The organism is Waltera sp. (genome assembly GCF_046969025.1).
GTDB classification, from domain to species: Bacteria; Bacillota; Clostridia; order Lachnospirales; family Lachnospiraceae; genus Acetatifactor; species Acetatifactor acetigignens.
The window spans coordinates 21,449-40,468 of the sequence record NZ_JBKVQF010000022.1 but is presented as its reverse complement, the minus strand read 5'-3'; the positions used below and the strand labels follow the sequence as shown (position 1 = coordinate 40,468).

14 protein-coding genes are annotated in these 19,020 nt (G+C 48.1%); 3 read left to right on the top strand and 11 right to left on the bottom strand.

The features are described from left to right. Positions 1 to 279: 279 nt before the first annotated feature. Entirely contained in the window at positions 280 to 552 is a 273-nt protein-coding gene (locus tag ACLTOH_RS11945; RefSeq protein ID WP_412224166.1) for a pro-sigmaK processing inhibitor BofA family protein, read from the bottom strand. A 139-nt stretch (positions 553 to 691) separates the two neighbouring features. Here ACLTOH_RS11945 and ACLTOH_RS11940 point away from each other — a divergent pair, with 139 nt between their 5' ends. Beyond that, positions 692 to 988 (top strand): DUF2508 family protein, encoded by a 297-nt coding sequence (locus ACLTOH_RS11940; RefSeq protein WP_117465295.1) that lies wholly within the window; start codon positions 692 to 694, stop codon positions 986 to 988. Here ACLTOH_RS11940 and ACLTOH_RS11935 read toward each other — a convergent pair. The 7 genes from ACLTOH_RS11935 to yfcE all read right to left on the bottom strand — a co-directional run bounded on the left by ACLTOH_RS11935 (position 938) and on the right by yfcE (position 13,066). Then, positions 938 to 1,405, bottom strand: a complete 468-nt coding sequence (locus tag ACLTOH_RS11935; protein WP_117465294.1) for a flagellar protein FliS — start codon at positions 1,403 to 1,405, stop codon at positions 938 to 940. The two genes, ACLTOH_RS11940 and ACLTOH_RS11935, sit on opposite strands and share 51 nt — an antisense overlap. Positions 1,406 to 1,434: 29 nt before the next feature. Further along, positions 1,435 to 2,559 carry a flagellin gene (locus tag ACLTOH_RS11930; RefSeq protein WP_119623305.1) on the bottom strand — a complete coding sequence of 375 codons (1,125 nt, stop codon included), beginning with the start codon at positions 2,557 to 2,559 and terminating at the stop codon, positions 1,435 to 1,437. Between the two features lie 13 nt (positions 2,560 to 2,572). After that, the gene (locus tag ACLTOH_RS11925; RefSeq protein ID WP_022312652.1) at positions 2,573 to 5,449 is read right to left on the bottom strand and encodes a DUF6240 domain-containing protein; all 2,877 of its coding nucleotides are present in this window, start codon (positions 5,447 to 5,449) and stop codon (positions 2,573 to 2,575) included. A gap of 260 nt (positions 5,450 to 5,709) precedes the next feature. After that, positions 5,710 to 7,614, bottom strand: a complete 1,905-nt coding sequence (gene glgB / locus ACLTOH_RS11920) for a 1,4-alpha-glucan branching protein GlgB (RefSeq protein ID WP_119623304.1) — start codon at positions 7,612 to 7,614, stop codon at positions 5,710 to 5,712. Positions 7,615 to 7,628: 14 nt separating this feature from the next. Then, positions 7,629 to 10,520, bottom strand: a complete 2,892-nt coding sequence (locus ACLTOH_RS11915; RefSeq protein WP_412224164.1) for a hypothetical protein — start codon at positions 10,518 to 10,520, stop codon at positions 7,629 to 7,631. 151 nt (positions 10,521 to 10,671) lie between these two features. Beyond that, the gene (locus ACLTOH_RS11910) at positions 10,672 to 12,324 is read right to left on the bottom strand and encodes a D-alanyl-D-alanine carboxypeptidase family protein (protein WP_412224163.1); all 1,653 of its coding nucleotides are present in this window, start codon (positions 12,322 to 12,324) and stop codon (positions 10,672 to 10,674) included. 193 nt (positions 12,325 to 12,517) lie between these two features. Then, positions 12,518 to 13,066 carry a phosphodiesterase gene (gene yfcE / locus ACLTOH_RS11905; RefSeq protein ID WP_022312648.1) on the bottom strand — a complete coding sequence of 183 codons (549 nt, stop codon included), beginning with the start codon at positions 13,064 to 13,066 and terminating at the stop codon, positions 12,518 to 12,520. A gap of 110 nt (positions 13,067 to 13,176) precedes the next feature. On the opposite strand from yfcE, the gene trmB reads away from it, so the two are divergent. Together trmB and trxA are read left to right on the top strand one after the other, a co-directional pair. Then, a complete protein-coding gene (gene trmB, locus ACLTOH_RS11900) occupies positions 13,177 to 13,821 on the top strand; it encodes a tRNA (guanosine(46)-N7)-methyltransferase TrmB (RefSeq protein WP_022312647.1) in 645 nt (214 codons plus the stop codon). A gap of 67 nt (positions 13,822 to 13,888) precedes the next feature. Then, positions 13,889 to 14,209 (top strand): thioredoxin, encoded by a 321-nt coding sequence (gene trxA / locus ACLTOH_RS11895; RefSeq protein ID WP_022312646.1) that lies wholly within the window; start codon positions 13,889 to 13,891, stop codon positions 14,207 to 14,209. A gap of 65 nt (positions 14,210 to 14,274) precedes the next feature. Here the strand turns inward: trxA and ACLTOH_RS11890 are convergent, their stop codons facing one another. The 3 genes from ACLTOH_RS11890 to ACLTOH_RS11880 all read right to left on the bottom strand — a co-directional run bounded on the left by ACLTOH_RS11890 (position 14,275) and on the right by ACLTOH_RS11880 (position 19,015). Further along, the gene (locus ACLTOH_RS11890) at positions 14,275 to 16,770 is read right to left on the bottom strand and encodes an excinuclease ABC subunit UvrA (protein WP_412224169.1); all 2,496 of its coding nucleotides are present in this window, start codon (positions 16,768 to 16,770) and stop codon (positions 14,275 to 14,277) included. Positions 16,771 to 16,816: 46 nt separating this feature from the next. Further along, positions 16,817 to 17,716 (bottom strand): hypothetical protein, encoded by a 900-nt coding sequence (locus ACLTOH_RS11885; RefSeq protein WP_412123962.1) that lies wholly within the window; start codon positions 17,714 to 17,716, stop codon positions 16,817 to 16,819. Between the two features lie 177 nt (positions 17,717 to 17,893). Next, positions 17,894 to 19,015, bottom strand: a complete 1,122-nt coding sequence (locus tag ACLTOH_RS11880) for a 5-methyltetrahydropteroyltriglutamate--homocysteine S-methyltransferase (RefSeq protein ID WP_118539042.1) — start codon at positions 19,013 to 19,015, stop codon at positions 17,894 to 17,896. Between the last annotated feature and the right edge of the window lie 5 nt (positions 19,016 to 19,020).

Genomic DNA, 19,020 nt, shown 5'->3' with positions numbered 1-19,020 from the left:
CCTGTCGTCACCTTCCTCCCAACTATTCAAAATCAGTCTTCTGGTAATGCGGGATGAATCTATCCCAAAATAGAAATTCTAAAAGATCTTATAAGATGCTCTGAACAACCATCGCGATTGGTTGTAAGATGAATTATAAATGCTCACTTTCCGTCTGGCAATACCTTTTTCGTAAAAAGATAAACTTTAGTACATTTTAACAAACAGAATTATTTTTCATATTTTCAGCAATCATGAAATACGCTATTTTACACGCTTTCCGCATGTCAAAACACCTTTTTATAATATTTCATAAATACTTAGCCCGTACAGCATCACAATGCCCGGAATTCCAAGGATTCCCGTTGTCAAAATACTTACTGCATTGATTCCAACCACTGTAGTAAATCCAAGGAAAGTCACACCCATATTAATAAAATAAATGGAAATGATTCCCATAATGCCCCGCAATGCAAAATTGAGGAGCCACTCTGCCTTTTTCCCCAAAAAGCTTATGAGCAGCAATAATGCCGCCACTGCTATCAGCCATAATAAATTTTCCGGATGTTCCACTGTTGTTCTCGCATTCCCGACAATTCTTTATCCTAATCTATTCCTCTTTCCGTGTAAAAATGTCTTCCGTTTTCCTCCATGTCAGGTATATTTTTCCTTTTTTGTTCCTATACTGTTAGCAGAAAGGACGGTTAATGTTATGAAAATCTTTTTTAGTCAGGCAGATGCCTCCCCGGAAATCATTGAAGAGGATTTCTCTCCCATAGATCTGAAAGAATCCATAAGAAAAACCCGCCAGGCGTTGGAAATCGCCTATGCGGGTTTCGATAATGCTTTGGAAAGTGATCTCATTGACAGTTATATTTATGAAATCAATGCGTTACAAAAAAGGTATCAGCATCTCACAGAGCTGGCCGCTCTGCAGCCGGCGGATCAGGAAAAAAATCTATACCAACATTCCCCGATTCGTGCCCTGGTCAGCCATGTTTTCGGTTAACTGGTTCCTGCCGTAAGTCAGTCCGGCATATACTGTCTGAGAATTGTTCATCACCGGGCCGGAAGTATCCTGATCCTGGATCTGCCTGTACGCATCGCAGAGAGGTGCGATCACTTTGCGAATCTCTTCCAATATTGTGCGGTCTCTGCGGACTTCACATACAGCAAGTCTGCGAAGGCAGAACAGGTACAGTCTGGAAAGCTCTCCTGCCGGGCTGTATTCTCTGTGCAGAGAGTTCAGGAGCTCTTTGATACATCCCCTGGCTCTATGAACAGCTTCCGCCAGTCCGGCATCATCTGCTGCCTGCTCTCCGTCTGCCAGATATTGTAAGGTCATTTCATACAGGATCACGATCAACTGCGTGGAATTCGCCTGTGTGATCCGAAGTGTAAATTGTTGTTTGCATTCTTTTGTCATTCTGCCATGTCCTCTTATTCAGAACTTTCCTACTGTAACAACTGCAGTACCTGAGACGGTCTCTCGTTGGCCTGTGCCAGCATGGAGGTTCCTGCCTGTGCCAAGATCTGATAAGTCGTATAAGAAGTCATTTCTTCCGCCATATCTACATCCATGATACGGGAATATGCGGAAGTCATATTTTCGCTGGTAATATCCAGACTGTTGATCGTAGATTCCAGACGGTTCTGGAATGCACCCAGTCTGCCTCGAACGGAAGATACATATTTGATGGCGCCGTCTACGCGATCAATGGCATCGTCCGCACCTTCTGCAGTACTGACATCAACATTCTCGATTCCCATATTCTGTAAAGAAACCGCAGGAATATTTACTTCCAGCACCTGATGTTCATTAGCTCCGATCTGTAAGCGCATAGCGCCGATACCTGTGGCATTGATCTTCAGATCCTGAACCGTTGTTCCTGTCTGTGCTCCATTCAAAGTTCCGCTCACATCAAGGCGCATCTCAAATCCGTTTTCTCCGGTGATGGTCAAAAGATCATCCTTCAGTTCAGTCTTCAGTGTCTTCGCATCCGGGAAACCATCTCCGAACGTCACATCTCCGTCCAGCACAATATTGCCGTCCGCATCCTTTGTCAGCGGTATAGACTTTATGGTATATTCTTTTACCGGCACGTCGGTAGAATAGTAGTTCACCTTAACTTCCTGCTTGTTGGTATATCCCTTCAGATCGTACTCCCCATTCAGCAGTTTCTGTCCGTTGAACTCTGTTACGTCAGAAATTCTGGTGATTTCCTCTTTCAGTTGCTTTACTTCATCCTGTACGGTATCTCGGTCATCATCCGTCATTATACCGTTGGCAGCCTTGACGGAGAGCTCATTGATTCGCTGCAGCATCTCACTGATCTCGGTCATGGCGCCATCTGCAATCTCGATAATGGATACGCCGTCGCTAGCATTCTGGTTTGCCACGGACAGGCCCTCGATCTGGGCATTCATACGTTTGGACATTGCCAGTCCTGCCGGATTATCCTTTGCATGATTGATCTTTAATCCGGAAGAAAGTCTCTCTAATGATTTGGACAGCAGGTCATCATTGGTAGATAAGGCATTGTTGGATAACATTGCCGATACATTGTAATTAATTCTCATGTGTTGTTACTCCTTACTTTCCGCTGCTGTCTGCGACAGCCTGCAGGAATCCTTTTGCCAGGCGGTACAGTTGCGCCGCATCTGCCCGGCTCTCTATTGTTTCTGCATTTTGCGTCTCACCGGCAGCCATCCTTGTCATATCCCGGGAGCTGACAACAGAAAGCTTTTCCGCTTTCCAGTCTGCAGAGGTATCTGTCTGAATCCATTCAAGGAATATATCGGAGGTCTTTTCCAGTTTCGTAACCTCTTCCGGGGTATTTCCTACGAGATAACCTTCGATGTGTTCTCCGTTGACCTGTAAATGCGCTTCCAACTGTTCGTCTCCCGCATCTACCCGGATATCCACAGCCGAGGTCTCTCCGGCTCCCTGCTGTAGGGTAAGATGCACTCCTGCCAGCTGGTCTCCCAGATACATCGGCAGGAAATACTCCTGCCTGTTCTGAAGATTTCCTGCAAGGCGCAGCTGTTTGTGTACCAGTTGTAACTGTTTCACATCCAGATGGCTCTCTGCCTGTTCCAGACTGATCGTCTCTGTCTCCTGTAAAGCATCCTGAAGCATGGTCCGGTAATCATCTGCAAAATTCGGCTGATCCAGCTGTTCCCACAATCCGGAGGCTTCTGTTCCGGCAGGCTCCCCTCCGGTTGCCGCCACAGGTATTTCTTTCTCTTTGTTGTATTTCTTACGATAGCGTTGCAGGTCGCTGAACAGTTCCGCCGGATCCTCCAGCAGAGCCTGAGCTGCCAGCAGGTTAGAAGTACTGGTATTTACCTCTCCCCTTTCCAACATTTGTGCTGCTCCCGGTTCGGTCTCTACCGCTTCCCGCATCTGCTGCAGACATTCCTGATAATATGCGTCTCTGCTCTCAGCGTCTTCTGACACATCTGTCAATATTTCTTTTGCCATCCCTACAGAAATCTGCTCTGAAATATTGTTCTCCGATAAACGTACTTCCTGTGTCAGTCCGGTATCATCCGACACTTTCCAGTCCATATGGGAGGTTCTTCTGCTCCTGGAAGCTGCCAGGAGTGTGGAAAATTGCAATTCTGCGCCGATATTTACCACCGCGCCTACTGCGGCACCATCTTCTCTCTCAATCTGGTGTACCATACGATAGATACCGATATAAGCTTTCCGCTCATTCTCCGTGATATCTTTCTTTTGTTCCAGCTGATACAGGAAACGGCTGTAGTCCTCCGCCTCTTCCTCATAACTCTGAGGATTTTCGGCAAAATAGGACTCCAGTTCCCCAAAAGTCTTCTCCAACGGATTTACGCCGTCCCGGATCATCTGTAATACATTCTTCGGTGTCAGTTTCTCAATCACTGCAGTGACCTGTTTGTCTGCTTCTTTGACTCTCTCGATATTTTCTGCAGTAATCTCCATCCGGTTATACGCGAGGATGCGGACCGCCCGCTGGTTCTCCAGTGTTTTATCCAATGACATATCTGTCAGAATGTCATCTACATTGGAAAATGCCTTGCGGATGCTGTCCCCCAGATCTCTTCTGGGGGCTGTCATCAGTGTCTCATAACGTTCATTTGCTTCTGTATAGGCCGTCTGCAACGCCTTACCTTCGCTGTGAAATTCTGCCACGGTCTCCTGAGAAACTTTCTGTTCCAGGCTATAGGGTCCCAACACGCTGACCGGCAGTCCCGGCAGTTCGTTTGTCACCTGTACGGTCTGTGTATAGGTCTCATATTTTGCCACGGCATCCGCATCGTTGGGGAAATACTTATCCGCAACTTCTGCCTCCGCTCTACGCAGTGCTTCGATCAGCTGCTCCATAGGGGCCGTATCAATGGAAAAATCACTCTGTAAGAGTTTCACATTCACTTCCGCTGTCATGCGCAGCCGGATCTCTTCCAGTTGTTTTCTGGCCGCCAGATTCTCCGCCGTGACATCCCATTTTGCATCCGAGAACCAGTCCTGTACCATTTCTGTGGCTTTCTCGTATATATTTTCCTGCCGTGCCAGATTCGCATGAACAGGGGATTTCCCCTCCGCGAGTGCCGATGCCGCTGCCTGTGCAAAAGCATCCTCACTGACGGGATAGTCAATCGTATCCAGTTCTGCCAGCTGCTGCAGGGTATCCGTTGTCAGTGGCAAACCTGCTCCCACCAGCCACTGCGCTTTCTGGCGATTCTCATCATTGACCGGCAGGCCGGCATCCGTGATCACCTTATCCATCTGGTCCTGCAATTCCTGCGGTACGGTATTCTGCTGTACTTTCGCACCGCTGTTCTCTGCCACATACAAGTTCCAGATCTCCGGCTCCAATCCATTATCTACAAGATACCCGACCTCGCCTTCCTGGGGCTGCTGCAGAGAAGATGCCAGCTCCCAGGCGGTTTTTAATTCATCTACATTTTCAGGAGTCAGAGGTATATCCGTTGCCCGGAACTGTTCTTCAATACTTTGTGCCAGTGTATCGCTGCCCACAGCTGCCGCCAGGGTGTCCAGATCTATGTCGTCCGTGTATCCGGCAATGTTCTGTCCGGAACGCACCAGTTCTGCTTTGATCCTGTCCACGATGGTAACTGCGGTATCCTGATCCAGTTCTCTGGGGTCAAATCCGTCCTCACAAGCCTTCGCATAATCCTCCTGGGACATAGTATGTGACAGTAGTGTCATGTAATCCTGCTGTAATGCCACATTGGTGTTCCCGGCATCCTGCTGCAGTTCAATCAGGGATTTTCCCTTATTATTCTCTTCATTTCCCACAGGCATTGGGATCTGCCCACTCTCGTATACGGCTCCAAAAGTATTTGCATTCACACTTTTTTTATTGCGCTGTATTTTATCTCTGCCCCAGGTATTTTTCTCCGTCTGGATACTTTCTGTTCTATTTTCTGTATCAGTTACCGTCTGATTCTGAAATGTTATCTTCACGCTTGTCGTCCTTCCTGGTAATAACTCTTGAAATAACTATTCAGAGACTCATTCGCAAAATCGCTCTTTCAGAACTTTCCTTTTGCCCATTGAGGCTATATCGCCCTATAAATATCACTAAATCCTCTTACGAATACAAGCATTCAAAGAGGCCTTAGTGATATTTACATGTCTCTGAATAGTTAAGAAAAAAGATGAGTGCACCTTTTGGTCACACTCATCTTTTATTTCGGTCGTTTCTTATAATTTCTTAACCGGACTTAGAACAGAAATACAGCAGCTCCATAAGGGGGCAGATCAAAGCTGATAGAATAATCCTTGTAATGGTAAGGTTTTTTCTCTGCCATGATCTCTGCGGGAATCTCATTGCCCCAGCCGCCAAAACGTTCCTCATCACTGTTGAGCAGCAGCTTATATTTCTTCTTTTTCGGCACGGGTACGGTATAATTCTCCCATTTCATCGGAGTCATATTCAATACAAACAGCAGATTGTTTTTGCCGCTGGAACCTTTTCTCACGAAACAATAGGTGCTGTGTTCTGCATCATCCGCATTCATCCACTCGAAACCGTCCCAGGTATTGTCGATCTCATACATTGCAGGATACTTGCGGTACAGTTCCAACAGTTCCTTTACATAGGTATGTACGCCCTGATTCAGCTTCTCGCCTAACAGATACCAGTCCAGTTCGCGCTCTTCACTCCACTCACGCTCCTGTCCGAAATCCTGTCCCATGAACAGCAGCTTTTTGCCGGAATGTCCGAACATGTAGGTATAGCCCACACGCAGATTTGCGTATTTATCCGCAGTATAACCTGGCATCTTATTTACCATGGAACACTTCAGATGTACCACTTCGTCATGAGACAGGGGCAGAATGTAGTTCTCACTGTCATTGTAGCTCATGGCAAAGGTCATAGCGTAATGATTGCCCTTACGATACAAAGGATCCAGCTTCATGTATTCACAGAAATCATGCATCCAGCCCATATTCCATTTAAAGGAGAAGCCTAATCCCTCGCCTCCGATATCGCTGGTCACATTCGGCCACGCCGTGGATTCCTCGGCAATTGTCACAAATCCGGGATACGTTCCACGGATGACAGAATTCAGATGGTGGAAGAACTCAATGGCCTCCAGATTCTTGTTGCCACCGAATTTATTCGGCAGCCACTCACCTTCTTTTTTACCATAATCCAGATATAGCATGGATGCCACCGCATCTACACGGATGCCGTCCACATGGAACTCTCTGAGCCAGAACAAGGCATTGGCTACCAGGAAGTTCTTTACTTCATTTTTGCCGTAATTGAAGATTTTGGTTCCCCATTCGGGATGCTCTCCCAGACGGGGATCGGGATGTTCAAAAATGCACTGACCGTCAAATTCAGCCAAGCCATGGGCATCAGTTGCAAAATGCGCAGGTACCCAGTCCAGAATCACGCCGACTCCGGCCTTGTGCAGTTCGTTGATCAGGTACATGAAATCTTTCGGCGTTCCGTAACGGGAAGTCGGTGCATAGTAGCCGGTCACCTGATATCCCCAGGAACCGTCAAACGGATGCTCTGCAATACCCATCAGTTCTACATGGGTATACTTCATCTCCTTCAGATATTCTATGATCCGGTCCGCAAACTCCCGGTAATTGTAGAATCCTTCGGCGGTACCGTTGTTAGGATGCTTCATAAAAGAACCAATATGGCATTCGTAGATCGCCATAGGCTCTTTATTCATATCCTTTTTGTCCCGGGCTTCCATCCACTTGGAATCTCTCCAGTCAAAGCCTGTAATATCGGTGACGATAGATGCCGTACCCGGCCGGTACTCCGCATAATTGGCAAAAGGATCGGCTTTGTAGAGCTTTCTGCCATCCCTTGCATAGATCAGGAACTTATACATCGTTCCCTCTTCCACGCCGGGAATGAACAGCCCCCAGATACCGCCTTCTCCCAGCTTCTGCATGGGATGGGATTCCTCATTCCATTCATTGAATGTGCCAATGACATTCACCTGTGCTGCATTTGGTGCCCATACTCCGAAATAGACTCCCTGCACGCCGTCTTCCACCGACAAATGTGCACCCAGTTTTTTGTAAATATCATAATGGGTCCCCTGGGCAAAAAGATACTGATCTGCTTCGGAAATAAATACCTTCTCCTTCGTCATGACCGCGCCTCCCGCTATACAAAGTCTTTCTCGGTGAGGATGATCATATCCTCATCGTCATATCTCTTGGCAAACAGGACATCGAAGAAATGCTTCAATGTCTTTTTATTTGCATGAGCGATCGCTTCATCCACGATCTGCTTTACATCCACTACCGTAACCACATGATCTATCGTCTGCATATCTTCGATTCTGGTATGTAACGCCAGCTCTCCGAGTTCGTCAATAGAGTATTCCATCTCCCGTGCATACTGTTTGCCGAATGCCACCAGCGTGTTATTGCTGAGGGCTTCCACATCCATTCGTGCGGTAAAGCACTCTCTCAATTTTTCATGTTTCTCGAGGAATTTATCAATATCCCTCTTCGTATCTTCCAGAATAATTACGATTCCCTGACTCTCCTGCTGCAATGCCTTGTGAAGTACATTTGCCGTAGCATCGTTCATTTCGGATGCCTTGCAAATGATCAGCGCGCCGTTTTTCAGCTTGGATAAGGTATCTGCAGTATCCTTTTTATTCAATGCATGTCCAGAGATCTTTGCCACTTTTCCGGAGAAATTGCTGTCGGTTGCCTGAATTTCGCGAACCATGTTCTTCGCCAGAGATAAGGTATCCATACCCTCTTCTCCAGTGATGATCACGTTGCCGGTGTAGGCTGCCAGACTGATATTATCAATGGCCTTGACTAACTGCTCTCTGGCAGATCTGCTCTGGATAAAGGGTGCATACAGCTCTCTCTCTTCTCTGGTAAGCGCACGAACCTTTGCTTTGTCTCGCTCTACTGCGGGGCGCTCCGGCTGTTCCGGTGCTTCCCCGGCTTCCGGCGTTTCCTCAGCCGTCAGTTCTATCTCTTCCCTGGCTGTTTCCTCATCTGCCGATTCTACTGCTTCCGCCGCGGGCTCCTCTACAGACTCGTCATCCATTGCTCCTTCCGGTTCTGCCTGTTCCTCGTCTACGATTTCTTCCTGCTCATAGATTTCTGCTTCCGGTTCCGCAGATTCCTCAAATTCTTCTGCTTCCGGCTCATATGCAGGTTCTTCCGCGAGTTCTTCTACAGTATCCTCTTCCGGAAGCTCTTCTACAGGCTCTTGTTCCGCTTCCTCTGCAGGAGCAGCCTCCGTCAGTTCTTCCACGGGTTCCTCTGTGGCAGGCTCTTCCGTGATCTCTTCCAGCTCTTCTACCTCATCGGTATCTGTTGTATCTTCTGCCACGGTATCTGCCGTGTCCGCAGCTTTTTCTTTTTCCAGTTTTTCCAGCAATCCGTCTCTTACCGCCTGCTCAAACTCCGTGAACATGGCTCCGGTCTGCTGTAATACATGTTGGCGAACCTCTTCTTCTCTCTTCTCCAGATTCTCCTTCTTCTTGCGTTCCCACTCTGCCAGAATATCCTCGATATTCATCTGGCCGGTGATCTGTTTCTCAATGCTCTCTGCCTCCGGCATTACCAGGCTGATCTGACCGTCGGATTCCTGTGCCAGCACATCGGCCAGTTCCTTGGGTGGCTCTACGGGAGCTTCCGGTACTTTCTGTGTTTCCGGTTCCTTCACGATTTCCTGTACTTCCGGTGTCTTCTGTACTTCAGATAGCTCCGGTACTACATCGGTTCTTCTTGCAACAACAGGCTCTTCCGGCAGAATCTCTTCCGTCTCTACCTGGGGCACCTGTGACAGATCGCCGATTTCTCCGGTCTCCCCAAAGAATACTTCCGAGCTCTCCATCTGCTCCGTCTCCGGCTCCAGATCGTCTTCACTGACATCTGCGATCTCTGGATAATCCAGAGACTCCGTATCGGAATCCCCGGGATCGATCATGGGTGCCACGATAGAACGGGTAATGGAATCCGAAGTCTCCTTCGCATGGTCCTCACTCAGTACCTCCCGCAGGCCTGCTGCCAGTTCTGCCTGTAGATTGATCGTATTATATTGTCCCACATCCATGGTCTTCACATGAATGTCGAAATCATCTTCCGCCGGCTGCGCGGGTGCCTGCTGGGGCTGTACCGGCTGCACCGGTTCATAGACTCTGGTGTCATCAATCACCTGATCATAAGCCCCCTCCTGCACATTGTCCGGATTGGAATCGTAACTTCCATCCTGTGCATAGCCCTGATTCGGGTCATAACTTCCATCCTGTGCATAGCCCTGGTTCGGGTCATAACTTCCGCCCTGTGCATAGCCCTGATTCGGGTCGTAACTTCCGTCTTGCACATAGCCCTGATTCGGATCATAAGTTTCGTTCTGTCCATAACCGGGATCCTGCGCATAATTCTGAGAATACTGCTGCGTACCGGGCGCGTCAAAACGATGATCGTATTTTTCCTGCTGTTCCGGTGTTAGCGGCTGATGGAGCATTTTCAGCTCCATTGCCTTGATAACGTATTTGCCCTCGCCAAACCAAAGGATCAGCTCATCACATTCCTCTACACATCTGGCAGCAAGTCCTACTCTATGATATAGATAAGCCAACTCATATGCCCATTTTTCTCTGTAATCTCTCTTTTTCAGTTCTTCCAGAACAGCAATGCGCTCTTCCAGACTGACATCCTGCGCCTCATATAATTTGTACTGCAAAATATATCTGCCGGGATCCTTGGGCGCTACCTGCACAAACTCTTTGTAATACTCGATAGCCTGTACATACTCTTCCATTTTAATGGAAAGTTCGCACAGAGAATAGCAGATCGTCCTTCCTCCCGGACGGCGTTCATATGCCAGAAGCAGCATATCTCTGGCATCCTCGTATCTTCGATTGATCTTGTAAAGGTCACTGATGGTGCACAGCATCATAACACTTTTGACTCTGCGCCAGTCAATGGTATCCGCAATCTCCGCAGCCTGCGCATACTCCCCACGGCTGATCAAGTCTTTGATTTCTTCCGCTCTTAATTTATATTCACTCTTATCCAAGGTATTTCGCTCCCTTAACCTTTTCTTATCCTAAGCTTCTCATTTCCCCGGGTACACTACCCCACTTTTTTCTTATTCAGTGTACCATAGTACCCATTGATATGTCAAAATCAAACTGGGCAAAATGTATGGAAATCTCCCCTTCGGAATACTACCCGCGAAAGTGGGATGACTTCTTGGGTTTTTGACGTTTTTTCGCCTGTCGGATTGCTTCTTTGCGTCTGTTACGAAGGTCCTGATCCACCGAACGATACCGGGATCTGGAACGATTTCTTCTGCGGTTAAATCTCCAGGTCAGGCGGGTACTGCGGTGGGCAAAATGATAATTCTTGAAAAACGTACGTAATAACAGTGCAAGGAAGATCAATACCGCAATTCCCACGATACAGAAAAATACTTTTACCACATTAATGAAAATAACCGCAGGACCGCCGGAAGTGCTGTTTTCCTCCTCCGGGGATGTCTCCTGTGCAACCGTTGGAATTCCACCATTGTTTCCGGTGTTATCTCCTGCTGTTTCGGTTGTCTCTGTATTGTCTGCCTCTGTGGTCGTTGTGCCTGACTGCGTTTCATCGGTTGCACCGCTTTCCTCTGCAGACTCCGTGGTCTCTGCCGTATTTTCCCGGAAGACACTACTGCCCTTTTCCGCTGCCGTAAAATCCAGGGATGCCGTTCCCAGTACCACATCATTGTAAGTATAAGTGATCACAGCCACCTGTCCTGGTTCTGTATTATCATAGGAAATACTGGACACCGCATCCTGAAAGGTGATGGTGTTCGGCAAAGTGATGCTGTCCGTCTGGTTCAGTTCCAGAATCGGTTTGGAGTTGCCGAAAATATCATTCCCACTGTAAAAAGATCCTGCATTCTCGATATTATACTTGGTCTCTGTCTGAGAAATGTTCACTCTCTGAAAATTGCTGAAACCATAATCAAACAGAGTGATTGTATCTTCATAGTAATTCGGATTTTCGTCTTTCATGACCACACAGATCAGCTTCATGCCGTCTTTTTCCGCACAGGACACCAGTGTACTGCGGGCAACATCGGTGTAACCGGTCTTACAGCCTACCAGATACGGATATGCATATTTACCGCCGGGGATCAGTTCCATCTTGTTGACTTCCATAATATCATCCGGCTGGCGTTCCGACGGCAAAATGTGCAGCATATGTGTCATTGTCATTTTACACAGCGCTTCGTTGGCAAAAAAAGCTCTTCCGATCATCGCCAGGTCATAGGCACTGGTGTAATGATCCTCATTGGGAAGTCCGTTGGGATTGACGAAATTGGAATCAACACACCCCAGTTCCTTGGCTCTTTCATTCATGATCGGTGCAAAGTCCTGCCAGGTCGTTCCGGAAATATGCTCTGCTACCGCGAAAGAAACTTCATTGGCGGAGCGGATCAGAATGGCATTCAGACATTCCTCCATGGTCAGCTGCTCGCCGGGGTCAATAGCGATATGGTTGCTTCCGGGATCAATATCGTGTACCGCATCATAGGAGAAATCCACGATCTCATCCATGCTGCAGCGCTCGGATGCTATCAATGTTGTCAGAATTTTGGTGGTACTGGCAGGGTATTCCTGCTGATGGATATTTTTGGCATAAAGGATCGCTCCGGTATCCGCATCCATCAAAATGGCGGATCCTGCGCTGACTACCGGTCCCGTAGGCCAGTTTGCCACTTCATTGGACTGAATGGCCTGTGCCTGATTGCGGGCGATGTTCTCTTCTTTGATCGTTGCAGCAGAGACACTAAGCCCCTGAGATGCAAAAAGGCAGAGAGCGCTGATTCCCATCACTGCCCTGGTTAAAAAACTTCTATATGAAAAATGCCTGAAAAACTGCATGTATAAATCCTTCCTGATATCTTCAAAATAAAATGGTGTATGATAATGCGCATTCTTTATCATACACCATTTTACCTAAAAACCAAAGTCTTATCTCTATTTTTTAATTCTTTTTAAGACCTTCTGCGAACGCTGTCATTCTCTATACGGAATACCGTAAATGTTCCTGTCCGTCGAAGTCTTTCCACACAAAATTTTTGCCTTCCCAGATCATGTATCCGTGCCAGCTTTCTTCCTTGGGAATCGACACGGACCCCGGATTCATGCAGATATACTGCTCTGTCTCATGAACAACGCATTTCGGCACATGAGTATGACCGTGCAGTAAAATATCTCCGGAATGCAATGGCGGCAGTTTCTGCTCATTATAGATATGTCCATGGGTGGCATAGATTGCCTGCGTCCCTTCCGCAAGTACACAATAATCACTCAGCACCGGAAATTCCAGCACCATCTGATCCACCTCCGTATCGCAATTACCGCGTACACAGTAGATATCATTTTTCCGCTCGTTCAATAAAGCGATCACTTCCTTGGGCGCATAATCTCTGGGCAGATCATTTCTGGGGCCGTGGTATAAAATATCCCCCAGTAAAAGCAGCCTGTCGGCCCCTTCCTCCGTATATGCTTCCAACAGTTTTCGACAGTAATATGCCGATCCGTGAATATCCGATGCAATCATCCATTTCATAAATTTTCTCCTCCTACTGCCAGTATAATCCCCCGGCCTGTGACTTGACAAGCTTTCTCAGATAAAGTACATTGACAATACAGATTACTATAAGAAAGGCTGAGATTACCATGAGGTTACGAAATATTACCGGTTCCCGGGAAGTTATTGCGGAAAGTCCCTATGTCGTACCGGAAGATACCCTGGAAGCATGCCCCGGAACCTGGCATGAGATTTTCGGAAACGATCATCCGATCCATATTGAGATCGGTATGGGAAAAGGACGTTTCCTACATACCCTTGCAAAGCAGAATCCGCAGATTAATTATGTGGGAATTGAAAAATATTCCAGCGTATTGCTCCGCGCGATCCAGAAAATGGAAGAGGACGAGCTTCCCAACCTGAAATTCATCCGTATGGATGCAGAAGACATCGATAAGGTATTCGGAAAAGGTGAAGTGGACCGCATTTATCTGAATTTCTCCGATCCCTGGCCCAAGGACCGTCATGCGAAGAGAAGACTTCCTTCGAGACAGTTTCTGGCCCGCTATGATGTGATCCTGAAAAAAGAGGGTACGCTGGAATTCAAGACGGATAACCGCCCGTTGTTTGATTTTGCAGTAGAGGAACTGGAGCCCGCCGGATGGAAAGCGCAGGTGATCACCTACGATCTGCATAACGATGCCGCGCTGATGGAGGGGAACGTCATGACCGAATACGAGGAAAAGTTTTCCTCCGTTGGCAATCCCATCTGCAAATATATTATTTACAGATAAGGCCCCGAATATAGAATCTTATTTTTGAGATACTATCAACAACAGATAACAGAAAGGAAGGATACTTATGGAATATACGTTTACCGTTGCTAATTTTGAGGAAGAAGTTCTGAACTCCCCTCTGCCCGTTCTGGTAGATTTCTACGCAGACTGGTGCAATCCCTGCAAGATGATGGCTCCTACCGTGGCAAAGCTGGCAGAAGCTTACGAGGGAAAAGTAAAGGTCGGCAAGATCAATGTGGATGAGAACATGACCATCGCCCAGAAGTACCGCGTGGCAAGCATTCCGAATTTTGTGATCTTCAGAGACGGACAACCCGTGGCCAACTTCGTCGGTGCCATGTCCGAAGCAGACTTCCGTGAGAAGCTGGAGCAGGTGATTCTGTAAAAATCAGTTTTTTAAACCCAGGTACGGTGAGCGGATGCCTCTGCCGTATCCGGGTTTTTGATTTTTTACAGATATTTTCCCGTAATGCTGTCGGCATCTGCCTTGATCTGCTCCGGAGTTCCCACGGCAACGACTCTGCCGCCATCTTCTCCGCCACCGGGTCCCATATCAATGATGTAATCGGCATTGCGGATCACATCCAGATCATGTTCAATGACAAGTACCGTTGCCCCATTGTCTACCAGCGTCTGAAATACCTGCAACAGGGTCTGTACATCTAACGGATGCAGTCCGATCGTCGGTTCGTCGAATACAAATACGGAATCTGATTGTCCTCTGCCCAGTTCACTGGCCAGCTTCAGCCGCTGGGCTTCCCCGCCGGAAAGGCTGGGTGTCTCTTCTCCCAGAGTCAGATATCCCAGTCCCAGATTTTTCAGGACTTCCAGCCGCTGATGCACGACTTTCCAATCCTCTGTCGCCTGCAATGCCGTCGTTACATCCATCTCCATCATCTGCGGCAGAGAATAACGTTTCCCCCGTTTGTTCTCATAGCAGATGTCCCATGCTTCTCTGGCATAGCGGGAACCACCGCACTCCGGGCAGGGCACATCCACATCCGGCAGAAACTGCACGTCCAGACTGATCTGTCCGGTGCCGTCGCAGACCGGGCATCTTAATTTTCCGGTATTGTAAGAAAAATCTCCCGCCTTATATTTCTTATTTTTTGCATCCGCGGTTTTCGCATAGATCTTCCGCAGTTCGTCATGCACATTGGCATAAGTAGCCACCGTGGACCGCACATTGATGCCGATGGGGGATGCATCGATCAGTTTTACATGGGCGATGCCCTCTGCGGTGATACTTTTTACATGGCCGGGCAAATGTTCGCCGTTTAACTTTGCTTCCAGTCCGGGAATCAGGCTTTCCAGCACCATGGTGGTCTTCCCGGAGCCGGAGACACCGGTAACGACCGTAAGTCTTCCTTTGGGAATATCTATTTCCAGAGGTTTTACCGTATGGATGGCATCTGTGGACAAATGAAGCTTTCCCGGTGCAAATATTTCCTCCCGGGTGATGGGCTTACGGATACGCATATCCGCAGTCTGCGCCAGAAAAGGACCGATCATGGACTCTTTTTTTGCGATTACCTGTGGAATCGTACCCTGTGTGATCACATAGCCGCCTCCGGCACCGGCTTCCGGTCCCATCTCGATCAGCCAGTCCGCTTCGGATAATATCTGGGTATCATGATCTACCAAAATGATGGAATTGCCATCAGCAATTAGATCATGCATCACGGCATTCAGTCCCACGATATTCGAAGGATGCAGACCGATGGAGGGCTCGTCCAGCACATAGAGTACCCCGGTGGTACGGTTTCGCACCGCCCGGGCCAGCTGCATCCGCTGTCTTTCCCCAGTGGACAGGGAGGCTGCCGCACGGTCCAGAGACAAATAAGAAAGTCCCAGATCCATCAGCCTTTTCGCCACAGTCTGGAAAGATTCACAGATGGATTCCGCCATGGGGTGCATCTCTTCCGGCAGAGAATCCGGCACTCCCGCTACCCAGTCCACCAATTCTTTCAGGGGCATCTGGCAGGCCTGTGCCAGCCCTATCCCCCTAAGTCTCGGTGCTCTGGCAGCTTCCGAAAGTCTGCTGCCGCCGCATTCCGGGCAGATATCCTCCTTTAAGAATTTTTCCACACGTTTCATGCCCTTTTCATCTTTTACCTTTGCCAGAGCATTCTCTACCGTGTATACCGCATTAAAATACGTAAAGTCCAGTTCTCCCGCCTGATTGGTCTTCTTCGCCTTATAGAAAATATGTTTCTTCTCCGCGGGTCCGTGATAAACGATCTCTTTTTCCCGGTCTGTCAGTTCTCGGAAGGGTACATCTGTCCGCACTCCCATTTCCCGGCAGACATCCGTCATCAATGACCACATGAGGCTGTTCCAGGGTGCTACCGCTCCCTCATCAATGCTTAGGGAATCATCCGGCACCAGAGAATCCAGATCCACGGTCCGCACACTTCCCGTACCACCGCACTTCGGACAGGCTCCCTGGGAATTGAATGCCAGTTCTTCTGCACTGGGAGCATGCACCTTTGCTCCGCATTCCGGGCACAGGATCTCCTGCTCCGCCGCTACTTTCAGGGTCGGCGGCACATAATGTCCGTTGGGGCAGCGGTGGGATGCCAGTCTGGAATACATCAGACGCAGACTGTTCAAAAGCTCCGTTCCGGTTCCAAAGGTACTGCGGATCCCGGGAATTCCGGGGCGCTGATGCAATGCCAGCGCCGCAGGAACATAGAGTACTTCATCTACCTGTGCTTTCGCCGCACCTGTCATGCGTCTTCTCGTATACGTGGACAGGGATTCCAGATAACGTCTGGAGCCCTCTGCATAGAGGACACCCAATGCCAGCGAAGATTTCCCCGAACCGGATACCCCGGCGATCCCCACGATTTTGTGTAGGGGAACATCCACATCTATATTTTTCAGGTTATGAACCTTTGCACCTCTTACTTTGATATGCTTTGGTTCATTGGTTTCGTATTCCATGACAGCATTTTCCATGACAGCATTCCTCATCTTTTGATTTCATTTATTAAAACAGATCCAGCATATTGTCCAGATAGATTTCTTCTCTGACCTGCAGCTGGTACTCCGGTTTCGTCATATAATACAGTAAAAATTCCAGAACCAGTGCACTGCCCAGTCCTCGGCCCTCGATCTTATAATTGGAAAATCCCATAGGCAGATAGATCTTCTGAATATCTCCCACACTGATAAATCCGGGATTTTTCATAACTTTGGAGAAACGATAGCCCTCCTCCGCCCCCGGTGAGGTACAACTAAAATCCGGCTCCTCTCCCAGATTCCTGCGGCTGACGGCTTCGTAGCATTCCTTCCTGTCCTTGCAGCCAAAATAGCAGCACTCATTGCACAAAAACTCCACTTTGTCTTTCTGTGATTCTGTCAGCGTATTTAATTTTTCATAAGCCTTGTTCAGGCGGAAATCCGGTACGACGTAGCGAAAATCTTCTCTGTCTGTTTCCTTTTTTAACGCTTCAAAATCCGTCAGTACTTTTGTGGTGGAGGATATCAGATAAAGTTGCGGATAATGACTTTTCAAATACTGTAACAGCAGTTCCGAATGGACGATCACGCCGTTTTTCGGCTCTGTATTTTCCGCAAACAGGGCACAGAGTTCATTGCATTTTCTGTCGGAAAGATGTTCTTCGATAAGCTTTGAATTGCTGAAGGTCAGACGGGCTGAGATCCCGTATTCCTGTAACAGTGCCAGCACTTCTCCTGCGTCGTGATCCTCCAGTGAGACCCGGCCGCCTCCCCAGATGCAGTCCGGCGGGGCCCCGTAGATGGAACCGATGTCGCACCAGTCGTAAAAATATTCTCGATGCTCCCGAAACAACGGCAGGAACATTCTGTATAATTCATAGAATTCAAACAGACCGGGAAGATGGTAATGGGCTGTTTGTTTATTCATGTTTCTGCTTCCTCCGTATTATTTTTCATATTCAAAATATTTCAAAAATCCCCATTTAGAAAATGTTAAACAGGGATAACCATAGGTATATTATAGCCTATCCAGAAAAATGAGACAATTGAATATAATTAAAATTCCGGCGACCACCTCTCTGGTAATCGCCGGAACCACGTTTATTTATTTTCCCCAGACTTCCTCCGCCACCTCTTTCACAAGTCGGAGTTTTGCCCACTGTTCTTCCTCGGTCAGCTTGTTGCCGATCTCGCAGGAAGCAAATCCGCACTGGGGGCTTAAGTATAATCTTTCCAGTGGAATGTATTTTGCCGCATCATGGATTCTGTCAATGACAAGCTGTTTGTCCTCCAGTACGGGAGACTTGGTAGTGATCAGTCCCAGAACGACCTTTTTCTCCCCGGATACCTTGGCCAAAGGTGCGAAACCGCCGGATCTCTCATCATCAAACTCCAGGAAATAGGCATTCACATCCTCTTCTCCGAACAGGATATCCGCTACGGAATCATAGGCACCCTCGCTTGCGTAGGTGGAATGGAAATTACCGCGGCATACATGGGTGTTGATGATCATATCCTTCGGTGCATTGGCGATCACCTTATTGTTAATATCCTTGTGGGCTTTCTGGAACTCCACAATTCCCTCTCTGGTGGTTCCGTACAGGGTATGACCGATCTTGTCTGCGAACATGCCCCAGGTGCAGTCATCCAGCTGTAAGTTCCGGCATCCTGCCGCATAGAGATCATCGATCACTTTTCCGTAGGCCGCCACGATGTCATTTACCAGTTCCTGCTCATTCGGATAATGCTTCTCTGTGCAGCCTCGGTTAAAGGGCATGGTAAACTGTGCCAGAAACTGGGCGGGAGAAGGTATGGTCTGCTTTGCTACGGTATTTTCATCCTCTAATGCTTTTACAAACCGGAAATGATCTACAAAAGGATGCTCCCCGGTCAGTCCGATCTTGCCTACAATATAGGTATCATCCACCATGGCCGCCTCGCCGTGGAACGGAAGTCCCGTCTTGGTAGGGGTATGGCCGATGCCGTCGAATCCCCACATGAAATCCAGATGCCAGGTGGCTCTGCGGAATTCACCGTCTGTGATCACATGATAGCCCAGCTCTTTGATCTTGCTCACAAGCTCTGTGATGGCTTCATCTTCCACTTTCTTCAGTGCCGCAGCATCGATCTTTCCTTCATTGAACTGTCTTCTTGCTTTCTTCAACTTCTCCGGTCTTAAAAAACTTCCTACGAAATCATAGCGAAAAGGTGTCTGTAAATTGCTCATTGTCA